Below are 21,156 nucleotides of genomic sequence, written 5' to 3' on the forward strand. Positions count from 1 at the left end.
GGGAGGAGCGGCATGAGCGACAAGAAACACGTCTTCGTAGTGGGCATGGATGCCTTCAACCGGGCCAAGCTGGAACGCCTGCCCCAGGCGGCCGAATGCGAGTTCCACGCGGCCCTGGATTTCGAGGACATCCGCAATGTCGATGCCTTCGACCTGGAGGAGCTGATCGAGCGCGCGGCCTCGCGCATCGAACAGGCCGGGGTGGGGGTGGACGCCATCGTGAGCTTCTACGATTTCCCCGGGACGGTGATGGTGCCGCTGCTGGCCGAGCGCTTCGGCGTGCCCGGCCCCTCGCTGGAGGCGGTGCTCAAGTGCGAGAACAAGTACTGGAGCCGGCTCGAGCAGCGCAAGGTGATCCCCGAGCACATCCCGCGCTTCCAGGCCTTCGACCCGCACGACGATGAGGCCTGGTCGAAGCTCGACATGCTGCCGCCGTTCTGGATCAAGCCGATCAAATCGTTCCGCTCGTTCCTCGCCTTCCAGATCAACGACGAGCGCCAGTTCCGCTCGGTGATGTCGATCTGCCGCGAGAAAGGCAGCTTCATCGGCGGACCCTTCGCCTGGCTGATGCAGCGCTCCGGCGCGCCGCCGGAGATCGCCGAGATGCCCGAGAGCTTCGTCGCCGAGTCGCCGATCGGCGGATGGCAGTGCACCCTGGAGGGCTACAGTCACAACGGCCGCGTGCATATCTATGGCGTGGTCGACTCGGTGCGCGAGCAGGACAGCTCCTCGTTCTCGCGCTACGAGTACCCCTCGTCCCTGCCGCTGGAGATCCAGCACCGGATGATGGACCTCGCGCGGCTGGCGGTGCAGCAAATCGGCCTGGACAACTCGCCGTTCAACGCCGAGTTCTTCTACGACCAGACCGGCGATCAGGTGTGGCTGCTGGAGATCAATCCGCGCATCTCTCAGGCCCACACCGACATCTTCGAGAAGGTCCACGGGGTCTCCCACCACTCGGTGATGGTGGACCTCGCTCTGGGGCGCAAGCCCGCGCCCATGGAACGGCGCGGCCAGTTCAACGTGGCCGCGCATTTCATGTTCCGTACCCATGAGAGCGGGTGGGTGCGGCGCGTCCCCAGCGCCGAGGCGATCACCCGGCTGAAGACCCGCCAGCCCGGCACCGAGGTCAAGATCCCGGTGAAGCCGGGGCAGCACCTCAAGGACCTGCAGGGCCAGGACATGTACAGCTTCGAGATCGCCAACGTGTTCATCGGCGGGCGCGACCGGGTCGATCTGCTGGACAAGTACGACGAGGCCCTGGCGGTTCTGCAGTTCGACATCGAGAAGGACACCGAGGCGGTCATCACCTGACGCGACCATGGGGTCGTGCGGGGCGCATGAAAAAGGCCCGGTCCCCCGAAGGGGCCGGGCCCTGCAATGTCGGGTCGGCGGGCCGCGAAGTCCGTCGCGGCCCGCCGGGGCGCGATCAGCCCTCGTTGTGGTAGCGGGTTACGCGTTCCACGTCGTTCTTCGCGCCCAGCACCACCGGCACGCGCTGATGGATGTCCTTCGGCGGGACCTCCATGATGCGCTGGCGCCCGGTGGTGGAGGCACCGCCGGCCTGCTCGACGATGTAGCTCATCGGGTTGGCCTCGTACATCAGGCGCAGCTTGCCTTCCTGGCCCTTGGCGGTGGTCTTGGAGTCCAGCGGGTACATGAAGATGCCGCCACGCGACAGGATGCGATGCACCTCGGCGACCATGGAGGCGACCCAGCGCATGTTGTAGTCCTTGCCCAGGGCGCCTTCCTTGCCGGCCAGGCACTCGTCGACATAGCGCTTGATCGGGGCCTCCCAGAAGCGCATGTTCGACATGTTGATGGCGAACTCCTGGGTGTCCTCGGGGATGTGGACCTTTTCCTTGGTCAGCAGGAACTCGCCGAAGTCCTTGTCCAGGGTGAACATGTTCACGCCCTGGCCGGTGGTCAGCACCATCATGGTGGACGGGCCGTACAGGCAGTAACCGGCGGCCACCTGGGTGGTGCCGGGCTGCAGGAAATCCTCGGCCTTCGGGTTCTCGACGCCTTCCGGTGCCTTCAGGATCGAGAAGATGGTGCCGACGGAGACGTTCACGTCGATGTTGGAGGAGCCGTCCAGCGGGTCGAACAGCACCAGGTAGTGGCCGCGTGGGGCGTCCTTGGGCAGTTCGAGGATCTCGTCCAGTTCCTCGGAGGCCAGGCCGGCGACATGACCGTTGTGCGACAGCGCCTCGATGAACACCTCGTTGGTGATCACGTCCAGCTTCTTCTGGGTCTCGCCCTGCACGTTCTCCGAGCCGGCCGAGCCGAGGACGCCGACCAGGTCGCCCTTGTCGACCAGCGCCGAGATCTTCTTGCAGGCGGTGGCGATGTCGTTGAGCAGGCCGGTGAACTCGCCGGTGGCGCCCTGGATCCCGCGCTGGGTTTCGATGATGTAGTTGGTCAGTGTCGTGCCGATATGCATATTGCCGATCCTGATGGTTGTGAGTCCGTGCGACATCGGGGCACTCTTGGGGCGAAGGTCGCCGCGGGGGTGGCCGAACCCGCCACCCCGGCCCGTGTCTTAACCGGCACAGTGTAGCAAAAGCCGACGCGGGGGCCGATGCGCGTCCGAATGCAGCGAATTCCGGGGAGAAAAGCATGCCGCAGAACGCTTTGTATGCCCAGTCCGGCGGGGTCACCGCCGTCATCAATGCCAGCGCCTGGGGGGTGATCGAGGCCGTGCGTGGCCACCCGGCCCATTTCGGGCGCATCTATGCCGCGCGCGACGGGATCCTGGGCGCGCTGCGCGAGGAGCTGATCGATCTCGATCACGAAGATCCTTTGACGCTGCAGGCCCTGAAGCATACCCCCGGTGGTGCGTTCGGGTCCTGCCGCTTCGACCTGGGCGATCCGGACACCCACCCCGAGCAGTACGAGCGCCTGGTGGAGGTCTTTCGCGCCCACGACATCGGCTACTTCTTCTACAACGGGGGCGGCGGCTCCATGGATACCGCCCTCAAGGTCGCGAAGATGGGTGACCGCATGGGCTACCCGATCACCGCGGTGGGCGTGCCCAAGACCATCGACAACGACCTGGCGATCACCGATTCCAGTCCGGGTTTCGGTTCGGCAGCCAAGTTCATCGCCACCACCGTGCGCGAGGCCAGCCTGGACGTGGAGTCCATGCACACCAGCTCGACCAAGGTCTTCATTCTCGAGGTGATGGGGCGGCATGCTGGCTGGCTGGCGGCCGCCGCCGCGCTGGCCCAGGAGTTCGACGGCCAGCCGCCGATGCTGATCCTGTTCGCCGAGACGCCGTTCGACGAGGCGGACTTCATGGATCACCTCAACCGCACCATCGAGCGCCACGGGTACTGCGTGGTGGTGGTTTCCGAGGGCCTGAAGAACCCCGACGGGAGCCTGTTCTCGGTGGCCCAGAGCCACGACGTGTACGCCTACACCCAGCTGGGTGGCGCCGCGCCGCGGCTTTCCGAACTGATCCGTGAAAAGACCGGGCACAAGCTGCACTGGGCGGTGGTCGACTACATCCAGCGGGCCGCGCGCCACATCGCGTCGAAGGTGGACGTGGAGCAGGCCTACGCCTGCGGGCGCGCCGCGGTGGAGGGTGTGGTGGCCGGCGAGCACAGCTTCATGCCGATCATCCGGCGCGATTCCACCCAGCCCTATCGCTGGAGCATCGGGCGCACCTCGCTGGAGAGCGTGGCCGATATCGAGCAGGGCATGCCGCGCGAACTGATCACCCCGGACGGCTACGGGATCACGCAGGAGGCGCGTGACTACCTGCGCCCGCTGATCCAGGGCGAGGACCAGCCGCCGTTCGAGCATGGCCTGCCCGCATATCCGCGCATCCGGGGCGAACTGCTGCCGAAACGCTGTCCGCCGTTCGACGTGGATCACGACTGAGTCCTGCGGGTCGGATCCGGGGCTTGGCGTGCACCGTCACCGGCGTAAGATAGAGAGACCCATCCCCAGCCCGAGCCTTCGAGGAGGCCAGCCATGTCGTTTTCGAGCGTTTTGCATTTCCGTCGCACCCCCTCCGTATCCGGTGTGCTGGCCGGTTGTTGTGCCCTGGGTCTGGCGATGTCGCCGGCGACCTCCGCGCTGGCCGAAACCGGTGAAACCGCCCACGGGGCGTCCGCGTCCGGTAACGATGGGGGACAGATGGTGGGTACCCGCGCCATGATCGACCAGGCGCAGGCCGAGGACACCCGGGCCGAGCTGCTGGAGCGTCTCGAGGAGGCCTCGGTGCAGGAACAGCTGATCGCCATGGGCGTGGATCCGGAGCAGGCGCGCGAGCGTGTGGCCCGGCTGACCGACGAGGAACTGGCGGAGCTGGAGGCGCGCATGGACAGCGAGCCGGCCGGGGCCGCCGGCGGTGCCCTGGGCGTGGTCGCCATCGTGTTCCTGGTGTTCGTCATCACCGACGCCCTGGGCGTGACCGACATCTTCGCGTTTGTCCATCCGCCGGGCGAGCGGTGATCCCGGCGTGATCCTCCGGGGCCTCGCGGCACTGCTGCTGGCGGCGTTGCTGGCAGGCTGTGCGACCGCGCCTCAGAGCCGGGACCTGGCGGGTGACCCCGGGGCCCTGCCGGATCTGCCACCGCGCGTCGAGCTGAGCGACACCCCGTTCCATCCGCAGGAGGAGTACCAGTGCGGCCCGGCTGCGCTGGCCACGGTGCTCGAGGGGCGTGGCCTGGACGTGTCGCTGGAAGGGCTGATCGACGAGGTCTACATCCCCGCCCGGGAGGGCACGCTGCAGGCCGAGATGCGCGCGGCGGTGCGGGCGCGCGATCTGGTGGCGTATCGCCTGGAACCGGATCTGGAGGCGATCCTGCGCGAGGTGGCCGCCGGGCACCCGGTGGTGGTGTTCCAGAACCTCGGGCTCGCCATGTTCCCGGAATGGCATTTCGCGGTGGTCATCGGCTACGACCTCGACGCCGGCGAGATCATCCTGCGCAGCGGTACTCACGAGCGTCATGTGAACGAGTTCGCCCGCTTCGAGCGGACCTGGGCGCGCGGCGAGCGCTGGGCCTTCATCCCGGTGGCGCCGGACGAGTTGCCGGCCACCGCCGAGCCGCTGAACTGGCTGCGCGCGGTCAACGAACTCGAGGTCATCGGCGCACTGGAGACCGCGGCCACGGGTTATCGCACGGCGATCGACCAATGGCCCGATCAGCCGGTGGGCTATGTCGGTCTGGCCAACGTCGCCATGGCGCAGGATGATCCCGAGGCGGCCGAATCTGCGCTGCGCAAGCTGATCGAGCGTGACCCCGGGGTGGACGCGGCCTGGAATAACCTCGCCCATGTCCTCCTGGCGCGTGACTGCACGGAACCCGCCCGCGCGGCGGCCGCCTGCGCGGTGGCGCTGACAGGGGGCGAGGAGGAATCCCCGTACATCCCGACGCTGCGGACGCTGGAGCGTGCGGCCCCGTCCGGCGGGGCATGCGACCCCGTCCCGGACTGCCCGGCGGGCCCGCGCGCCGACTGACCCGGGTACGCCGCTCGGCGCGGCGTCAGTCCTCGAACAGGGCCTCCACCCGCGCGTGGATGTGCTGGTCCGCATCCGGGCCGATCTGCGTGGTCTCCGGATCGTGACGGTCGCAGAACGCCCAGGCGAATTTCAGGTCCTTGATCCCCAGCGAGCCGAACAGCCGCGCCTCGGCCGAATGGTCGGTGGCTTCCGGGATCACGGTCGGCCAACCGTCCTCGCCCGGGGTCAGCGCGGGGCCGAAGAAGATCGCCCCCGGCAGGTTCTTGATCCGCAGGGCGCAGGTGCCCTCGGTGACGCCGCCCATCGGCAGGAAGTCGATGGTGCGCGACAGGCGCTGCTTGCGGTTGAACGGGGTATCCACGGTGCCGCCGGCGGCGCGGATCGCGGGTGCCTCGGCCTCGTAGGCCAGCACCTCCAGTCCGGCCTCGCGCCAGGCGTCCAGGTCGCGCGCGCCGCGGTGGCTGGGCAGGAACAGCCAGCGCGGCTCGGTGAGCGCTCGCAGCTCCTGCAGCAGGGCATCCGAAAACGGCGGGGCGTTCACCAGGATCCCGCCCATCTCGCGGTCGTCGATCAGCCAGACCGCCGGCTCGTTGTGGCCGACGCGGTGGATGTTGCGTTCGCGCAGTTCGACCAGTGCCGGACCGATCGTTCCGGGGGAAGCGGACATGCGGGCGTCTCCGGGTTCCTCTGGGGTGTAGTCGGGAAGGTTGCGGGCTTCCGGCCCCGTGCGCAATTTGGGCGGGAATCTGGCGGGGGATCGCCGGGCCGCCGGATCACGGGATCACGGCTTCCGCGGGGAGGCCTCGTCGCGGGCTTCCAGTTGCCTCATCTCGCTTTCGATCCAGTCCTCGGTCTGCGCCAGCACCTCGGCGGCCGAACGGCCCTGGGTCTCGATCGGCGGCCCCACCGACACCTCGATGGTCCCGGGGTAGCGCAGGAACCCGCGCCGTGGCCAGTAGGTACCGGAGTTCAGCGCCACCGGCAGCACCGGGTATCCGCCGCGCGCGGCCAGCTGCGCGCCGCCCTGACGATAACGGCCCTTTTCCCCGGGATTCACGCGCGTGCCCTCGGGGAACACGATCACCCACAGCCCCTGGTCCAGGCGCTTCTTGCCTTCCCGCAGCAGGCCCTCCAGGGCCTGGCGCCCGGCACCGCGGTCGATGGGTACCGGGTTGAGCATGGCCAGGGTCCAGCCGAACAGCGGGATGCGCATCAGCTCGCGTTTGAACACCCAGGTCTGGCGCGGGAAGATCGACACGAACGCGAGGGTCTCCCACGCCGACTGATGCTTGGACATCACCACGTGGGGGCGCGAGGTGTCCACATGTTCCAGGCCACGTACCCGGTAGCGCACCCCGCAGGTGACCCGCAGCCACCAGATATTGAAGCGGCCCCACTGGATCAGGATGCGGTAGCGCTGCTCATGGGACAGCGGCCAGATCAGCAACGGCACGATCAGGCCGTAGATCAGCGACGAGCTGATCAGCCCGACGTGAAACAGCAGTGAGCGCAGGTACAGCATGCTTGCCTGCCCTCAGCCGGTGGCCAGCCGCCCGATGTCGGCCACGGTCTCGAAGGCCTGGCGCAGCTCGCGCAGCAGGGCGAGGCGGTTGCGCCGTTCGGCCGGGTCCTCGGCCATCACCATCACCCCGTCGAAGAAGCGGTCCACGCGCTCGCGCAGCCCGGCGAGTTCGCCCAGCGCCAGCACGTAGTCGCCGTCGGCCACCGCCGTATCCACGGCCGGACGCACTGCCAGCAGACCCTGATGCAGCTGGCGTTCCTCGTCGGCCACCAGGGCCTCGGGCTCCAGCGTGCCGGCGGCCTCGTCGCCGGCTTTGCGCAGCAGGTTGTGGATGCGCTTGTTGGCCGCGGCCAGGGCCTCGGCCTCGGGACGTTCACGGAACTGCGACACCGCGCGCACCCGGCGGGCGAAATCCAGCGGCTGGTCGGGGGCGACCGCGCCCACGGCCTCGATGGTCTCGTGGGCGTGGCCCTGCTCTAGCAGGTAGCCGCGCAGGCGCTCGACGATGTATTCGCGGACCGGCTCGACCGCCTGGTCGGCCTCGGCCACGCGTTCGCGGATCGGCTCGGCGGCTGCGGCGAGCAGCGGGGTCAGGGCCAGCGGGAGTTCGCGTTCGACCAGGATGCGCACCAGCCCCAGCGCGGCCCGGCGCAGGGCGAACGGGTCCTTGGTGCCGCTGGGCTGCTTGCCGATGGCGAAGATCCCGACCAGGGTGTCGAGGCGGTCGGCCAGCGCCAGGGCCTGTGCCAGCGGGCCGTCCGGCAGCTCGGAGCCCGACTGGCGCGGCCAGTAGTGCTGCTCGATCGCGTCGGCGACCGCCTCGTCCTCGCGGTCGTGCAGCGCGTAATAGCGCCCCATGGTGCCCTGCAGTTCGGTGAACTCGAACACCATGCGGGTCAGCAGATCGCATTTGCACAGCCGCGCGGCGCGGGCGGCCAGGCCGGCATCCAGTCCCATGGGATCCGCCAGACCCTGCATCAGCGTCTCCAGGCGCTGCGACTTGTCGCGCAGGGTGCCCAGACGCTTCTCGAACACCACCGAGCCGAGTTCGTCCAGGCGTTCTTCCAGGCGGTGCTTGCGGTCCTGCTCCCAGAAGAATTCGGCATCCGCGAAGCGCGGGCGCAGCACGCGTTCGTTGCCGTCGCGCACCGCCGCGGGATCACGTGACTCGATGTTGCTGACGACGATGAAATTCGGTTGCAGGCGGCCGGCCTCGTCCACCACCGGGAAGTATTTCTGGTTGTCCTGCATGGTGGAGATCAGCGCCTCCTGCGGGACCTCGAGGAAACGCCGGTCGAAGCTGCCGCCCAGGGCCACCGGCCACTCCACCAGCGCGGTGACCTCGTCCAGCATGTCCGGGTCGACCAGCGCGCGCCCGCCCAGCTCGCGGGCGGTCGCGTGGACCTGCTCCAGGATGCGTTCGCGACGGGACTCGAACGAGGGATCCACGCGGCCCTCGGCGCGCAGCCTTTCGGCGTAGTCCGCGGGGCTGGGGAGCTCCAGCGGGGCCGGGTGGTGGAAGCGGTGGCCACGCGTGTGGCGGCCGGCCCCCTGTTCCAGCACCGTCATCGGCAGGACGTCGGGTCCGTGCAGCACCACCAGCCAGTGCACCGGGCGGACGAATTCCGTGGTGCTCTCGCCCCAGCGCATGCGCTTGGGCGTGGGCAGATGCTCCAGCGCCCCCGCCAGCATCTCCGGCAGCAGCTCTCCGAGGGCCTGCCCCGGCTGCATGCGGCGGAAGATCAGGTATTCGCCCTTGCCGGTGTCCTCGCGCTCGAGCTGGTCCACCTCCACCCCGCAGGAGGAGGCGAAGCCCTGCGCCGCACGGGTCGGCCGGCCCTGGTCGTCGAAGGCGGCGGCCACGGCCGGGCCGCGGCGTTCCTGCAGCTGGTCGGGCTGACGGCCGGGTACCGCGGGGAAGCGCACGGCCAGGCGCCGGGGTGTGGCGAAGGCCTCGGGCTCGCCGGTTTCCAGCCCGGCGTCGCGCAGGCGGGTGGTCAGGCCCTCGGCGAGGGCGTCGCGCAGGCGCGCCAGCGCGGTGGGCGGCAGTTCTTCGGTGCCGAGTTCGATCAGAAGTTCGCGGGCTTCGTCCATGTTCGGTCCAGTCGGGTTCCGGTGGGCCCGCGCGCCCGTTCGGGGCGGCGGCGGGCACGGGTTCGGGGTATGCCCCGGTATCGGGTGGCGTCAGGCGGCGTCGGACTTGCCGGTGTCGCCCGGGGCGCACAGCGGAAAGCCCAGCGCCTCGCGCGATTCATAGTATTTCTGCGCCACGTTCCTGGAGAGCTCGCGCACTCGCAGGATGTAGCGCTGGCGCTCGGTGACCGAGATCGCGCCGCGCGCGTCCAGCAGGTTGAAGCTGTGCGAGGCGCGCAGCATCTGCTCGTAGGCCGGCAGCGGCAGGCCCAGCTCGATCATGCGGTCGCTCTCCGCCGCATGGTGGTCGAAGGCGGCGAACAGGGCATCGCGGTCGGCGTGCTCGAAGTTGTACTTCGACTGCTCGACCTCGTTCTGGTGGTAGACGTCGCCGTAGGTGACCGCGCGCCCGTCCGGGCCGACGGTCCAGACCAGGTCGTAGACGCTCTCCACGCCCTGCAGGTACATCGCCAGGCGCTCCAGCCCGTAGGTGATCTCGCCGGAGACCGGGTGGCAGTCGATCCCGCCCACCTGCTGGAAGTAGGTGAACTGGGTCACCTCCATGCCGTTCAGCCAGACCTCCCAGCCCAGCCCCCAGGCGCCCAGCGTCGGCGATTCCCAGTTGTCCTCGACGAAACGGACGTCGTGGGTCAGCGTGTCGAAGCCCAGTGCCTCCAGCGAGCCGAGATACAGATCCTGGATGTCGGCCGGAGAGGGCTTCAGCAGCACCTGGAACTGGTAGTAGTGCTGCAGGCGGTTGGGGTTGTCGCCGTAGCGGCCGTCGGTCGGGCGCCGGCTGGGCTGCACGTAGGCGGCGCGCCACGGTTCCGGCCCGATCGAGCGCAGGAAGGTCGCCGGATGGAAGGTCCCGGCACCCATCTCCATGTCGTAGGGCTGCATCACCACGCAGCCGTGGTCGTTCCAGTAATCCTGCAGTCGGCGGATCAGGTCCTGGAAGGTGGGACTCGCGGTCTCGGTTCGGTCGCTTGCGTTCGCCATGGCTGGGGGTCCGGAGCGGATCAGTGGCGGCAGTATATCGGCCCGCGCCCGGGTGCGGCCACCGCCCGGTTCGGCTGCGCTGGCCGGAGGTCGCTGCGCGGTCCATAATGCCCCGAATCGAGGCATCCCCGGGGGGCACGATGGCGGCGGATCACCAGCAGCAGCCGGACAGGGCGTCCGCCGAGCCGCCCGATCCGCTCGAGTCGGGCACCGACGACCGGCGCTACCGCGACACTCGCCGGGTCACCCTCACCGGCGCCGCGGTGAATTCCGGGCTGGCGGTGACCCAGCTGCTCAGCGGCTGGCTGCTCAACTCCCAGGCCCTGATCGCCGATGGCGTGCACACCGTCTCCGATCTGGTGACCGATGCCGTGGTCCTGGTCGCGGCCGGGCAGGCCGCCGCTTCCCCCGATCGGGACCATCCCTACGGTCACGGACGCATCGAGACGCTTGCGACGGTGGTCGTGGGTCTGTTCCTCGCGCTGGCGGGGCTGGCCATTGCCTGGGGTGCCGGAGGGCGCCTGCTGGAGGGGCCCGATGCCGCGGGGCCGGCACCACTGGCGATCGCCTTCGCCCTGGTGACGCTGGTCGCCAAGGAGGGCCTGTACCAGTACACCCGCCGGGTCGCGCGCCGGCTGGGTTCGCGCATGCTGGAGGCGAACGCCTGGCATCACCGCACCGATGCGATCTCTTCGGTGATCGTGCTGCTGGGGGTGGCCGGCGCGGTTGCCGGCTGGCCGTGGCTGGACGCGCTGGCGGCCCTGCTGGTGGCCCTGTTCATCCTGCACATCGCCGGACGCCTGATCCGTCGCAGCGTGGCCGAACTGATCGACACCGCGCTGGAACCGGAGCAGGTCGCGCGCATCCATCGCACCATCCTGGACGTGCCCGGGGTGAAGGATGCCCACATGTTGCGCACGCGCCGCTCCGGTGATGACGCGGTGGCCGACGTGCACGTGCAGGTCGCGCCGATGATCTCGGTCTCCGAAGGGCACCGCATCGCCGATGCCGTGCATCGCGCGGTGACCGAGGATGCGGGCGAGGTCAGCGACATCACGGTGCACGTGGACCCCGAGAACGACGAGGAGCAGGTGGCCAGCTCGCGGCTGCCCCTGCGCCCCGATCTGGTGGCCGGTCTGCGCGAGGCCTGGGCCGGCTTCCCCGAGCTGGAGGCCCTGGAACACCTCTCCCTGCATTATCTGGGCGGGCGTGTGCATGCGACGCTCACCCTGCGGCTGGATCCGGAACAGAGCGGGGCCGATCTGCAGCGGCGGGCGGACCAGCTGACCCGGCAGCTGCACGAGCACCCGGCACTGGGGCCGGTGCTGGGGCAGGTGACCGTACTCTACCGCCCGTGCACCGAATGAGGGCGACTTTTCCGATGTAGCCCTATAATGGTGCATGAAGTGCACTGCGGAGGTGCGTTGTGCCGTCTCTCCGAGCGAGGGGCGGCCTCAGCGCGCCCCGCGGCAGGGGGTTGCGATTTGGCACGCGGCCTGCATAACCCTGATGCAGACGCCGATCGGTCGTGATGACCGCGCCGGCATCCATCGTCTCAAACTGAAGACCAGAGGAGTCCTCACTATGTCCGCAGCCGAAGTGCTGAAGCAGATCAAGGAACAGGAAGTCCGTTTCGTTGACCTTCGTTTTACCGATTCCAAGGGCAAGGAACAGCATGTGACCCTGCCGGCCCACGACCTCGACGAAGACGCCTTCGAAGAAGGCAAGATGTTCGACGGGTCCTCCATCTCGGGCTGGAAGGGTATCAACGAATCCGACATGATCCTGATGCCGGATCCCTCCTCCGCGGTGATCGACCCGTTCTTCGAGGACATGACCATGAACATCCGCTGTGATGTCGTGGAACCCGCTACCATGCAGGGCTACGATCGCTGCCCGCGCTCGCTGGCGCGCCGCGCCGAGGCCTATCTGCAGAGCAGCGGCATCGCCGATACCGCGCTGTTCGGCCCGGAGAACGAGTTCTTCGTGTTCGACGACGTGAAGTGGGGCTCCGACCTCTCCGGTTCCTACTGCCGCGTGGACTCCCAGGAGGCTTCCTGGAACTCCGAACGCGTTTATGACGATGGCAACATCGGTCATCGCCCGGGCGTGAAGGGCGGCTACTTCCCGGTTCCGCCGGTCGACAGCCTGCACGACATCCGTTCGACCATGTGCGAAGTGATGACCGAGATGGGGCTGACCACCGAGGTCCACCATCACGAGGTGGCGACCGCCGGCCAGTGCGAGATCGGCGTGGGTGCGGCGACCCTGACGCAGAAGGCCGATGAGGTGCAGGCGCTCAAGTACGTGGTGCAGAACGTCGCCCACATGCAGGGCAAGACCGCGACCTTCATGCCCAAGCCGATCGTCGGCGACAATGGCTCCGGCATGCACGTCCACCAGTCGCTGTCGAAGGACGGCAAGAACCTGTTCTCCGGTGATCTGTACGGCGGCCTGTCCGAGACCGCGCTGTACTACATCGGCGGCATCATCAAGCACGCGCGTGCCCTGAACGCCTTCACCAATCCGTCCACCAACAGCTACAAGCGTCTGGTGCCGGGCTTCGAGGCGCCGGTCATGCTGGCCTACTCCGCGCGCAACCGTTCGGCGTCCATCCGCATCCCGTTCGTGATGAGCCCGAAGGCCCGCCGCATCGAGCTGCGCTTCCCCGACTCCACCGCGAACCCCTATCTGGCGTTCGCCGCGATGCTGATGGCCGGCATCGACGGGATCCAGAACAAGATCCACCCGGGCGAAGCGATGGACAAGAACCTCTACGACCTGCCGCCGGAAGAAGAGAAGGGCATCCCGCAGGTCTGCCATTCGCTGGATCAGGCCCTGGAGGCGCTGGACGCCGACCGCGCGTTCCTGACCCAGGGCGGGGTGTTCACCGACGACATGATCGATGCCTACATCGATCTGAAGATGGAAGACGTGACGCGCATGCGCATGACCACCCATCCGGTCGAGTTCGACATGTACTACAGCCTGTAAGCCCCGCGGGCTTTCCGGCCGTCATCGGGCCCCGGCGTTCGCGCCGGGGCCTTTTTTCGTTCTGCCCCGGGCGAACCTGCGCGGAGAGCGCGCACAAAAAAGGGCCGCCCGAAGGCGGCCCTCTGCTTCCCGACGCACGCCCGAAGGCGCGCCGTGCGGGCAGTCTTACAGCGCGGTCACGTCACCCGCGGCCAGACCCTTGGCGGTTTCCTGAATCTCGAAGGAAACCTTCTGGCCCTCGGCCAGGGTCTTGAAGCCCGAACCGTTGATCGCGGAGAAGTGCACGAACACGTCCTTGCCGCCATCATCGGGGGTGATGAAACCGAAACCCTTGCTCTCGTTGAACCACTTAACAACACCGGTATTCACAACTACTTACCTCATCATGTAACTAAAGAAACGTGATTGCGGAACGCTACCAACAGATCAACGGGAGCACTGGTCCAGAAAACTGGGAACTTCCTTGGAGTTGCTGCTAACCGCGAATCACGTTTTCGACTATACGCTCCTGTGGCGGCAAAAGCCAATGGGTAGCTCCAATTTTTCTTTTTTCAGCGCCGCCCGGTCAGGCGTGCATATTCTTCCGGGTCGTTGAGGGCGCGGATATCCACGAAGCTCCCGGATGGCTGTTCGCGCAGGCGCGGCAGGATATCGAGCACGTCCTGCGCCGCGGTCTGCGGATCCGGCATGGTGCGCGTACCGCGCGCAGCCTTGATCCGTTGCAGAGCGGTAAAGGTCTCGCTGTCGGCCTCCTCGCACAGGTAGTCCTGCATCGCGGTGTCGATCAGGCCGGGGGCGAGCGAGTGTACCGGTACGCCCGGGAATTCGTGCGAGTAGAGCTGCATCAGCATGTTCAGCGCGGCCTTGGACAGCGAATACCCGCTCCAGCCGGCGTTGCCGAACACCGCCGCCCCCGACGAAATGGCGACGATCTGGCCGACTTCGATTTCGCGCGCCAGCAGGCGATCGAGGATGACCTTGTTGGCAAAGGTGTTCACGTCCATCAGCAGGCGCAGTTCTTCCATCGGGGCATCCGGCATCCGCTGGATGTGTCCGAGCAGGCCCGCGTTCAGGATCACCAGGTCCAGCCGGGTGACGCCCTCCAGCAGCCGGTCCATGGCCGGCGCGATGGTGTCGAACTCGCCCAGGTCCACGCGTTCGTCGCCGGCGATCCGGGGCTCCGGGCAGCCGCGCCGGCTCATGCCGTAGACCCGGGCGCCGGCCGTGGCCAGGACCTCGGTGAACCCGAGCCCCAGGCCGCTGGAATTGCCGGTGATCAGGGCGGATTGCGGGGTGTTCGCGCTCATGGCTGCTGCTCCTTTCGGGTTTGTTCCATCCAGGCGTACTCGGCCTCCACCACGTTGCCGCTGCCGAGGTGCCGCATGTGCCGACAAAGCCGGTGTACCAGGGTGAGCCCGCGGCCCCACAGACGTTCGTCGCTCTCGCCCTCGAGAGCCCTCCGCACCCGTTCGTGGTCGAAGCCGGCACCGCTGTCGCGTACGCGGATGCGCACGCAGTGCCAGTTGTCGGTGCGCCGGTAGCGCAGGCTGATCCCGATACGCCCGTCGAGCTCCTCCAGCCCCTGCTGGCGCAGACGGTAGTACTCGGCAAAACCCTCGGCCGTGGCCTTCATCTCCGAGGACAGGCCCAGCACGCCATGTTCGAACGCATTGTTGCAGAGCTCGGCGATGACCGTCTGCATCGCCTGAATGTGCTCGTTGGGTTGCGGGAACCAGTGCCGCAGCTGCTGGCGGGCCTCGTCCGCCAGGTCGACGCGCGCCAGTTCGGCCCCGGCCACCTCCAGGGACCAGCGCCGGGTACCGGTCGTATCCGGTGGCGACGTCTGGCCGCCCTCCAGCACGACCTCGGGGCTGCAGCGGATCGCGACCGCGGTCATGTCGTCCGCCGGTTCACCCGTTCCCAGATGCGCGGAAAGCGCCGCGGCCAGGCGGTCGACGGGGCCGGGCGCGGGGTCCCCGTAACAGAGCTGCGTGCGCAGCCGGTCCTCACCGAAGGCCTCGCCGGATGCGTCCTCCGCTTCCAGGATCCCGTCGGTGACGATCAGCAGGGTGTCGTTCTCCCGGACCGGATAGCGCACCGGCAGGCTGTCCAGTTCCATGCGCGGCAGGATCCCCAGCGGCATCGCCTGCGAGGCCAGGCTGCGCAGGCTGCCATCGCTGCTGCACAGCAGGGCCTCCGGCAGGCCCCCGTTCCAGATCGTGGCGGCCTGGCCGTCGGGCTCGAAGGTGACCAGCAGCGCGCCCATGAACATCGATGGTGGCAGAAAGCCATGCAGCACCTGGTTGAGTTCAAAGACCAGCTCGGTGTCGCCCACGCCCTCGCGAGTCAGGGTGTGGAAGGTCTCCGAGACCGGATAGGTGCCGATGGCCGCGGCCAGGCCATGACCGGTGAAGTCCCCCACCAGCACGCGCAGGCCGCCGTCCGGGGTGAAGTCCGAAAGCACCACGTCGCCGCTGAAGGTGGCCGCGGACCACTGGTGCACGCGCAGCCGTTCATCGGCCACGTTGCGCCCGGTGATGGCGCGCGAGAACACGCTCTCCGCGGTTTCCTCCTCCCACGCCTGCCGCGCCCGGGCACGGTCCAGGGCTTCGTTGCGTTCGCGCAGCCCGTGGTGCAGGTCGCGCAGGCGCTCCATCGCATGGATCTTGGCGCGCAGCACCGAAAGGTTGAGTGGCTTGTTGAGGAAGTCGTCGCCGCCCGCCTCGATGCCGCGCAACAGGGAATCCTCGTCATCCAGCGCGGTAAGGAAGATCACCGGGATGAAGCGTTCGCCGCACTCGCGCTTGATCGCGGCCGTGGCCTCGAAGCCGTTCATCCCGGGCATCATCACGTCCATCAGGATGAGGTCCGGCGGGTCGCTGCGGACCCGTTCCACCGCCTGCGCCCCGTCGGTGGCCTCCTCGGTGTCATAGCCGGCGCCGGTCAGCATCATCTTCAGCAGGCGGCGGTTGTGCTTGTCGTCGTCGACGATCAGCACCCGGCCCTCGCCGGAGGCGAGTTCCGCGGCGGTGGACGGCGTCATGGCAGGCTCCGCGTCAGTCGATGGTGAACAGGCGGCCGAAGTTGGCGATGTCGAGGACCTTGCGCACGCCTTCCGAGGCGCCGGTGATGTGCACGTTCGCGGATTCGCCGCCCGCATGCTCGCGCAACAGCAACAGCATGCCCAGCGCGGAGCTGTCCATGTATTCGGTACGGGACAGGTCGACCACGTAGCGCATGCCCGCGCCTCGGGTATCGCGGTAGGCCCCGCGGAATTCCTGATGCATCTCGAAATCGAAGCGTCCGTCGATGGTGATCCGCAGCTCCTTGCCGTCGGTGGATGTCCTGGTCTGTATGCTCATGCGCTCTCCGTTGCCCGGGGGCTGATCAGAAAAGTTCCACGTCGCCGGTGTCCAGGTTTTCCTGGTGCACGGCACGATGATGGCGGTTCTGGCGATCTTCCCGCCAGGCGCGGACCCGCTCCGCCATGGCCCGGGCGTCGTCGGTGGAACGCGCCTCGTGCAGGATGCCCTGAAGTTCGTGCAGATGGGCAAGGGCGTCCTCTGCGGTGCCCAGTGACTGGCGTGCGATGTCCTCGAACTGCAGCGAGCGTACCGCGGTGGCCACCGCGCGATTCATGCGATCGGTCAGCTCGGCCTCCTCGCGCAGCCGGTTTTCCATTTCCTCGGTGGCCTCGCGGGCATAGTCGAACAGCGAGCCGATCCGCTCCTTTTCTTCCATGCTCCCGCTCATGTCGCGCGAGGCCATGGCGTGCACCGTATCGTGCACCTGCCGGATGGCCTGGCGGGCCTGTTCGATCTGTTTGCGGATGTCCTCGTGGAAGGTGGCCGAGCGTTTCGACAGGTTGCGCACCTCGTCGGCCACCACCGCAAAGCCGCGCCCCGCCTCGCCGGCCCGGGCGGCCTCGATGCTGGCGTTCAGGGCCAGCAGGTTGGTCTGGTCGGCGATCTCGCCGGCGCTGTCCAGCAGCTTGAACACCCCGTTCATGTGCTGGTTCATGTCTTCCATGTGGTGGGCGCTTTCCACGCTCTGGCGGCTGATCTCCACCAGGGTGTCGATGAACAGCTGCAGGGTCGCGTCCGACTGTCGGGTCAGATCACGCAGCATCTCCGGCTGGGTCCGGGCATCTTCCCCCTCGCTGTTACCGGGAGCGAGGTCGGAGCTCATCAGTTCCTGCTGGCGCTCGGCGATCTGGTGCATGTCGCTGAAGCTGTCGCCCAGCTCCTTCACCGCGTTCTCGATCAGCCCCTTTTGCCGGGTGATCTCCTGGTCGATCTGATCCAGCTCGAAGCGCATCGCCTGATCGATCTCGTCGGACAGCTCCGCGCCCCCCGCCATGGCCGGGGTCTTCTCCGCCTCGGTGTCCGTATCCGGGCGGTCCCGGTCGAGGAACAGCCCGGTCACGAGGACCGCCGCCAGCAGCAGCGGCACCACCAGCAGGGCGGCTGCCATGCCTCCCCCCGCGAACGCCGCACCGGCGATACCGGCCAGCAGGGTCACCAGCAGGGCGATCGCCAGGCCCCGCTGCAGGGCCGGCTGCGTCAGGTACTGCATCGGCTGGTTCATGGCGTGCCTCCTTCGTCCGCGCGGGCCGCGGCCGCGTTGCGATGATCCTCCAGCAGGGCCCCAGCGATCCGCCCCAGGGGCAGGACCTGCACGGCGGCGTCACGCTGCACGGCCTCGCCGGGCATCCCCCAGACCAGACTGGTGGCCTCGTCCTGGGCGATGGTATGGGCGCCGGCCTCGCGCAGCGCCAGCAGCCCGCGGGCGCCGTCGTCCCCCATCCCGGTCAGCAGCGCGGCCACGGTATTGGCGCCGGCGGACTGCGCGGCGGATTCGAACAGTACGTCCACGCTGGGCCGGTGGCGGTTCACCGGCCCCTGGGCGTCCAGCCGGCAGACATAGCGTGCGCCGTCGCGGTCCAGACGCAGGTGATAGTCCGTGCCGGGTGCGACGAACACGTGTCCGGGCATCACGATATCGCCGTCCTCGGCCTCCTTCACCCGCAGCGCGGTGCTGCGGTCCATGCGTTCGGCGAAGGCCTGGCTGAAGCCGGCCGGGATGTGCTGGGTGATCACGATCCCCGGCGCATCCGGCGGCAGGCCCATCAGCACCTCCTTGAGCGCCTCGGTCCCGCCGGTGGACGCGCCCAGGGCGATGATCCGGTCGGTGGTGCGAAAGCGCCGCGTGCCGCTGGCGGTACCCGAGGACGCTGCCGGCGACGGCCGGGCCGCGGGCGCGCTGCGGGCCTGCACGCGGATGCGCGAAGCGGTGCGAATCTTCTGGATCAGGTCGTCGGCATAGGCCTCCAGCGCGTGGGCCACGTCGGAGCCGGGCTTGGTCACGAAATCCACGGCCCCCAGTTCCAGCGCCTCCAGGGTCACCTCCGCGCCGGCTTCGGTCAGCGACGACACCATGACCACCGGCATCGGATGCAGGCGCATCAGATTGCGCAGGAAGGTGATGCCGTCCATCTTCGGCATCTCCACGTCGAGGGTCAGCACGTCCGGGTCGTGCCGCTTGATCTTGTCGCGCGCGTCGTAGGGGTCGGTCGCGGTGTCCACCACCTCGATGTCCGGTGCCTGGTCGAGGATGCGCGCCAGCAGCTTGCGGATCAGCGCGGAGTCATCGACCACGATCACGCGGATCGGCCGGGTCTGGTTTTGCGTCATTCGAACAGCTCCACGTCACCGCTCATGTCCTCGCCTTCGAGGCGGCGGCGGTAATCCTGCTCGCGTTCGAGCAGGGTGTTGTTGTGCAGGGACACGAGCTTTTTCAGTCGTACCCGGCCGCTGGCCGGAAAGAACACCACCTTGCGCGGCCACGGGCCGCCCACGTCCTCTGCCAGAATCTCGAACCCTTCTTCGCGCGCGTAACGCCGCAGAAACGCGATGTTCCGCGCGCCGACGTCACTCATGCCCGCCATTACGCGCCCGCCCCCGAACATCTTGATACGCAGGTCGTCGCGTTCGGCGCCCAGCTTGAGCAGCTCGTTCACCAGGAACTCCATCGCGTGGGTGCCGTAGCGCGTGGCATTGGAAATGGCCGGGCCCCAGCCGCTGTTGCGTTCGCCCTCCGGGAGCATGAAATGGTTCATGCCGCCCACCCCCGCCTTCGGCGACCATACGCAGGCCGACACGCAGGAGCCCAGGACCGTGGTGATCAGTTCCGCGGAGGACACCGAAACGTAACATTCCCCGGGCAGCAGTTTGGCCGCCGGGGCATTATTCATGCGATCCCAGTAGCGGTTGATGTGCGCGAAGGCGCCATCATGCAGCTCGGGCAGCGCGCTCATGGCGAAACCCTCCGGTACAGCGTCTGTTCCAGCAGGCGGAACGCGTCGGTCACCCGGTACAGCGACTCGGAGTGGCCAATGAACAGGTAGCCGCCCGGGCGCAGGATGGTCGCGAACCGTTCCACCAGCTCCTTCTGGGTCGGCTTATCGAAATAGATCAGCGTGTTGCGACAGAAGATCGCGTCCAGCGGCCCGCGGATCGGCCATTCATCGAACAGGTTGAGCTGGCCGAAACGCACCATGGCCTGCAGCTCGTCGCGGATCCGCACCTTGTCCTGCTGTGCCCCCTTGCCGCGCAGCAGCCAGCGCCGCTGGCGTTCGCGGGCGATGCCGGTGATGCGGCTGGCGTCGTAGATGCCGGCATCGGCGTGGGCGACCACGCGCGAGTCCACGTCGGTGGCCAGGATGCGGGCCGCATCGGTGGAACCGGTCGCGTCGGCCAGGGTCATCGCGATCGACCAGGGCTCTTCGCCGGTGGAACAGCCGGCCGACCAGATCTTCAGCGGCCCGTCCGGGTTGGCGCGGCGCATCTCCTCGAGGACCGGCCCGGCCAGCATCTCGAAGTGGTGCGGCTCGCGAAAGAACGCCGTCAGGTTGGTGGTGAGGGCATTGACGAACTCCTCGAGCTCGGCCTCGTCCCCGCCCTCGACCCGGTCGAGATACTGCTCGAAGCGATCCAGGCCCAGCGCCCGCAGCCGCCGTGCCAGGCGGCTGTAGACCAGTTCCCGCTTGCTCTCGTTGAGCATGATCCCGGTGCGTTCGCCGATCAGGCGGGCGACGCGCCGGAAGTCGCGATCGCTCAGGTTCTCGTAGCGGGCCATTCAGCAAGGGTTCCACAAGGTCTCAGAACTCTTCCCATTCTTCATTGCTGGTCGCCGCGGCCGGCTTGCGCGCGGGTGCGGGCTTGCGGGCCTCGGCCCGCGCCGGTGCCGGTTGCGGCTTGCGTTCGGGGGCAACCTTCGGCGGCGTGCCGGCGGCCCCCTGCGAGCGCTGGAAGAAGGCCATCAGTTCGAGCAGTTCGCGGGCCTGATCGTCGAGGGACTCGGAAGCGGAGGCGGCCTCCTCGACCAGGGCGGCGTTCTGCTGGGTGACTTCGTCGAGCTGGGAGACGGCCTTGTTGATCTCGTCGAGTCCGGTGGACTGCTGCTCGGAGGCCGCGGCGATCTCGGCGATGATGTCGGAGACCTTCTTGACCGACTCGACGATCTGTTCGAGGGCCTGTCCGGATTCGTCGACGAGCTTGCTGCCCTCCTGAACCTTTTCGACGGAGTCGGAGATCAGGGACTTGATCTCCTTGGCGGCCTGGGCGCTGCGCTGGGCGAGGTTGCGGACCTCGGTGGCGACGACGGCGAAGCCGCGGCCCTGTTCGCCGGCGCGGGCGGCCTCGACCGCGGCGTTGAGGGCGAGCAGGTTGGTCTGGAAGGCGATCTCGTCGATGACGCCGATGATGTCGGCGATCTTCTTGGAGGACTGGTTGATCTCGCCCATGGCGCCGACGGCCTTGCTGACGACTTCGCCGCCTTCGGTGGCCTTGTCGCGCGCGGCGATGGCGAGCTGGTTGGCTTGTTTGGAGTTGTCGGCGTTGGACTTCACGGTGGAGGTCATCTCTTCCATGGAAGAGGCGGTTTCCTCCAGCGAGGAGGCCTGTTCCTCGGTGCGCTGGGAGAGGTCGGTATTGCCCTGGGCGATCTCGGAGGAGGCCGAGCGGACATTGTTGGC

Annotated in this window: 20 protein-coding genes; 6 read left to right on the forward strand and 14 right to left on the reverse strand. The window is 68.0% G+C overall.

Annotated features, from left to right (window positions below; genetic code table 11):
• The first annotated feature begins 12 nt into the window (after positions 1–12).
• Entirely contained in the window at positions 13–1,314 is a 1,302-nt protein-coding gene (locus D571_RS0109790; RefSeq protein WP_018936509.1) for an acetyl-CoA carboxylase biotin carboxylase subunit family protein, read from the forward strand.
• 115 nt (positions 1,315–1,429) lie between these two features.
• Here D571_RS0109790 and D571_RS0109795 read toward each other — a convergent pair whose 3' ends face one another.
• Positions 1,430–2,443, reverse strand: coding sequence for a class 1 fructose-bisphosphatase (locus tag D571_RS0109795; protein ID WP_018936510.1), 1,014 nt, complete (start codon positions 2,441–2,443; stop codon positions 1,430–1,432).
• A gap of 176 nt (positions 2,444–2,619) precedes the next feature.
• Here D571_RS0109795 and D571_RS0109800 point away from each other — a divergent pair, with 176 nt between their 5' ends.
• The 3 genes from D571_RS0109800 to D571_RS0109810 all read left to right on the forward strand — a co-directional run bounded on the left by D571_RS0109800 (position 2,620) and on the right by D571_RS0109810 (position 5,470).
• A complete protein-coding gene (locus D571_RS0109800; protein ID WP_018936511.1) occupies positions 2,620–3,885 on the forward strand; it encodes a 6-phosphofructokinase in 1,266 nt (421 codons plus the stop codon).
• A gap of 93 nt (positions 3,886–3,978) precedes the next feature.
• The gene (locus tag D571_RS0109805) at positions 3,979–4,461 is read left to right on the forward strand and encodes a PA2779 family protein (RefSeq protein ID WP_026287758.1); all 483 of its coding nucleotides are present in this window, start codon (positions 3,979–3,981) and stop codon (positions 4,459–4,461) included.
• A gap of 7 nt (positions 4,462–4,468) precedes the next feature.
• Positions 4,469–5,470, forward strand: coding sequence for a PA2778 family cysteine peptidase (locus tag D571_RS0109810; protein ID WP_026287759.1), 1,002 nt, complete (start codon positions 4,469–4,471; stop codon positions 5,468–5,470).
• Positions 5,471–5,495: 25 nt separating this feature from the next.
• On the opposite strand, the gene D571_RS0109815 is transcribed toward D571_RS0109810, so the two are convergent.
• From D571_RS0109815 to glyQ, 4 genes are all read right to left on the reverse strand, one after another.
• The gene (locus D571_RS0109815) at positions 5,496–6,140 is read right to left on the reverse strand and encodes a hypothetical protein (protein ID WP_018936514.1); all 645 of its coding nucleotides are present in this window, start codon (positions 6,138–6,140) and stop codon (positions 5,496–5,498) included.
• Positions 6,141–6,254: 114 nt separating this feature from the next.
• Positions 6,255–6,995, reverse strand: a complete 741-nt coding sequence (locus D571_RS0109820) for a 1-acyl-sn-glycerol-3-phosphate acyltransferase (protein ID WP_018936515.1) — start codon at positions 6,993–6,995, stop codon at positions 6,255–6,257.
• 12 nt (positions 6,996–7,007) lie between these two features.
• Positions 7,008–9,089, reverse strand: a complete 2,082-nt coding sequence (gene glyS / locus D571_RS0109825; protein WP_018936516.1) for a glycine--tRNA ligase subunit beta — start codon at positions 9,087–9,089, stop codon at positions 7,008–7,010.
• 90 nt (positions 9,090–9,179) lie between these two features.
• Positions 9,180–10,127 carry a glycine--tRNA ligase subunit alpha gene (gene glyQ, locus D571_RS0109830; RefSeq protein ID WP_018936517.1) on the reverse strand — a complete coding sequence of 316 codons (948 nt, stop codon included), beginning with the start codon at positions 10,125–10,127 and terminating at the stop codon, positions 9,180–9,182.
• 140 nt (positions 10,128–10,267) lie between these two features.
• On the opposite strand from glyQ, the gene D571_RS0109835 reads away from it, so the two are divergent.
• Both D571_RS0109835 and glnA read left to right on the forward strand, forming a co-directional pair.
• Complete coding sequence (locus D571_RS0109835) at positions 10,268–11,494, forward strand: cation diffusion facilitator family transporter (RefSeq protein WP_018936518.1); 1,227 nt, start codon at positions 10,268–10,270, stop codon at positions 11,492–11,494.
• Positions 11,495–11,711: 217 nt separating this feature from the next.
• Positions 11,712–13,121, forward strand: a complete 1,410-nt coding sequence (gene glnA, locus D571_RS0109840) for a glutamate--ammonia ligase (RefSeq protein WP_018936519.1) — start codon at positions 11,712–11,714, stop codon at positions 13,119–13,121.
• A 165-nt stretch (positions 13,122–13,286) separates the two neighbouring features.
• Here the strand turns inward: glnA and D571_RS0109845 are convergent, their stop codons facing one another.
• The 9 genes from D571_RS0109845 to D571_RS0109885 all read right to left on the reverse strand — a co-directional run.
• On the reverse strand, positions 13,287–13,490 hold the full coding sequence (locus D571_RS0109845) for a cold-shock protein (RefSeq protein WP_018868787.1): 204 nt from the start codon (positions 13,488–13,490) through the stop codon (positions 13,287–13,289).
• A 182-nt stretch (positions 13,491–13,672) separates the two neighbouring features.
• Positions 13,673–14,428, reverse strand: a complete 756-nt coding sequence (locus D571_RS0109850; protein ID WP_018936520.1) for an SDR family NAD(P)-dependent oxidoreductase — start codon at positions 14,426–14,428, stop codon at positions 13,673–13,675.
• Positions 14,425–16,164, reverse strand: a complete 1,740-nt coding sequence (locus D571_RS0109855; protein WP_018936521.1) for a fused response regulator/phosphatase — start codon at positions 16,162–16,164, stop codon at positions 14,425–14,427. The genes D571_RS0109850 and D571_RS0109855 overlap by 4 nt, the downstream gene beginning before the upstream one ends.
• Before the next feature lie 13 nt (positions 16,165–16,177).
• Positions 16,178–16,483 (reverse strand): STAS domain-containing protein, encoded by a 306-nt coding sequence (locus D571_RS0109860; RefSeq protein WP_018936522.1) that lies wholly within the window; start codon positions 16,481–16,483, stop codon positions 16,178–16,180.
• A 25-nt stretch (positions 16,484–16,508) separates the two neighbouring features.
• Positions 16,509–17,708 (reverse strand): methyl-accepting chemotaxis protein, encoded by a 1,200-nt coding sequence (locus tag D571_RS0109865; protein ID WP_018936523.1) that lies wholly within the window; start codon positions 17,706–17,708, stop codon positions 16,509–16,511.
• Entirely contained in the window at positions 17,705–18,814 is a 1,110-nt protein-coding gene (locus tag D571_RS0109870) for a chemotaxis response regulator protein-glutamate methylesterase (RefSeq protein WP_018936524.1), read from the reverse strand. The genes D571_RS0109865 and D571_RS0109870 overlap by 4 nt, the downstream gene beginning before the upstream one ends.
• Positions 18,811–19,437 (reverse strand): chemoreceptor glutamine deamidase CheD, encoded by a 627-nt coding sequence (cheD, locus tag D571_RS0109875; RefSeq protein WP_018936525.1) that lies wholly within the window; start codon positions 19,435–19,437, stop codon positions 18,811–18,813. The genes D571_RS0109870 and cheD overlap by 4 nt, the downstream gene beginning before the upstream one ends.
• Positions 19,434–20,258: a protein-glutamate O-methyltransferase CheR gene (locus D571_RS0109880; protein ID WP_018936526.1), complete on the reverse strand. Its 825-nt coding sequence runs from the start codon at positions 20,256–20,258 to the stop codon at positions 19,434–19,436. The genes cheD and D571_RS0109880 overlap by 4 nt, the downstream gene beginning before the upstream one ends.
• Before the next feature lie 22 nt (positions 20,259–20,280).
• Positions 20,281–21,156 (reverse strand): methyl-accepting chemotaxis protein (locus tag D571_RS0109885; RefSeq protein ID WP_018936527.1); only part of this gene is annotated, 876 nt, incomplete at its 5' end.

Source organism: Thioalkalivibrio sp. ALJ24 (assembly GCF_000377785.1).
GTDB lineage: Bacteria > Pseudomonadota > Gammaproteobacteria > Ectothiorhodospirales > Ectothiorhodospiraceae > Thioalkalivibrio.

Coding starts and splice junctions, on each gene's coding strand:
- D571_RS0109790 (WP_018936509.1), top strand. CDS start 13: ATGAGCGACAAGAAACACGTCTTCGTAGTGGGCATGGATGCCTTCAAC.
- D571_RS0109795 (WP_018936510.1), bottom strand. CDS start 2,443: ATGCATATCGGCACGACACTGACCAACTACATCATCGAAACCCAGCGC.
- D571_RS0109800 (WP_018936511.1), top strand. CDS start 2,620: ATGCCGCAGAACGCTTTGTATGCCCAGTCCGGCGGGGTCACCGCCGTC.
- D571_RS0109805 (WP_026287758.1), top strand. CDS start 3,979: ATGTCGTTTTCGAGCGTTTTGCATTTCCGTCGCACCCCCTCCGTATCC.
- D571_RS0109815 (WP_018936514.1), bottom strand. CDS start 6,140: ATGTCCGCTTCCCCCGGAACGATCGGTCCGGCACTGGTCGAACTGCGC.
- D571_RS0109820 (WP_018936515.1), bottom strand. CDS start 6,995: ATGCTGTACCTGCGCTCACTGCTGTTTCACGTCGGGCTGATCAGCTCG.
- glyS (WP_018936516.1), bottom strand. CDS start 9,089: ATGGACGAAGCCCGCGAACTTCTGATCGAACTCGGCACCGAAGAACTG.
- glyQ (WP_018936517.1), bottom strand. CDS start 10,127: ATGGCGAACGCAAGCGACCGAACCGAGACCGCGAGTCCCACCTTCCAG.
- D571_RS0109835 (WP_018936518.1), top strand. CDS start 10,268: ATGGCGGCGGATCACCAGCAGCAGCCGGACAGGGCGTCCGCCGAGCCG.
- glnA (WP_018936519.1), top strand. CDS start 11,712: ATGTCCGCAGCCGAAGTGCTGAAGCAGATCAAGGAACAGGAAGTCCGT.
- D571_RS0109850 (WP_018936520.1), bottom strand. CDS start 14,428: ATGAGCGCGAACACCCCGCAATCCGCCCTGATCACCGGCAATTCCAGC.
- D571_RS0109855 (WP_018936521.1), bottom strand. CDS start 16,164: ATGACGCCGTCCACCGCCGCGGAACTCGCCTCCGGCGAGGGCCGGGTG.
- D571_RS0109860 (WP_018936522.1), bottom strand. CDS start 16,483: ATGAGCATACAGACCAGGACATCCACCGACGGCAAGGAGCTGCGGATC.
- D571_RS0109865 (WP_018936523.1), bottom strand. CDS start 17,708: ATGAACCAGCCGATGCAGTACCTGACGCAGCCGGCCCTGCAGCGGGGC.
- D571_RS0109870 (WP_018936524.1), bottom strand. CDS start 18,814: ATGACGCAAAACCAGACCCGGCCGATCCGCGTGATCGTGGTCGATGAC.
- cheD (WP_018936525.1), bottom strand. CDS start 19,437: ATGAGCGCGCTGCCCGAGCTGCATGATGGCGCCTTCGCGCACATCAAC.
- D571_RS0109880 (WP_018936526.1), bottom strand. CDS start 20,258: ATGGCCCGCTACGAGAACCTGAGCGATCGCGACTTCCGGCGCGTCGCC.